The 329-nt window shown below is 52.6% G+C and carries 2 rRNA genes; both read left to right on the top strand.

What is annotated here, in order from left to right:
* Positions 1 to 68: ribosomal RNA gene (gene rrf, locus IEQ44_RS15670) — 5S ribosomal RNA — on the top strand; the annotation flags it as partial.
* Positions 69 to 149: 81 nt separating this feature from the next.
* A 5S ribosomal RNA gene (gene rrf / locus IEQ44_RS15665) occupies positions 150 to 268 on the top strand.
* Positions 269 to 329: the final 61 nt, after the last annotated feature.

Here is a 329-nt window from a genome sequence, read left to right as displayed (position 1 = left end):
CCAATCAGGGTCGTGCCTGGTTAGTACTTGGAAGGGAGACCGCCTGGGAATACCAGGTGCTGTAAGCCTCTTTTCATTTTGGCAGACTGACTGAATAAGCCTCGTTTGCCATTTACTGTATATAAGGCCTGTCGTCGTCTGCAGTCTTTGCTTACGGCCATACCACCCTGAACACGCCCGATCTCGTCCGATCTCGGAAGCCAAGCAGGGTCGGGCCTGGTTAGTACTTGGATGGGAGACCGCCTGGGAATACCAGGTGCTGTAAGCGCTTTTTTCTTTTCTTTTTCTGTTTAATACATACAGGTGCGCACGCACGCACGCACGCGCAC

Source organism: Nocardioides malaquae (assembly GCF_015070385.1).
GTDB classification, from domain to species: domain Bacteria; phylum Actinomycetota; class Actinomycetes; order Propionibacteriales; family Nocardioidaceae; genus Nocardioides; species Nocardioides malaquae.
This window is presented reverse-complemented; position numbering and strand designations above follow the sequence as displayed.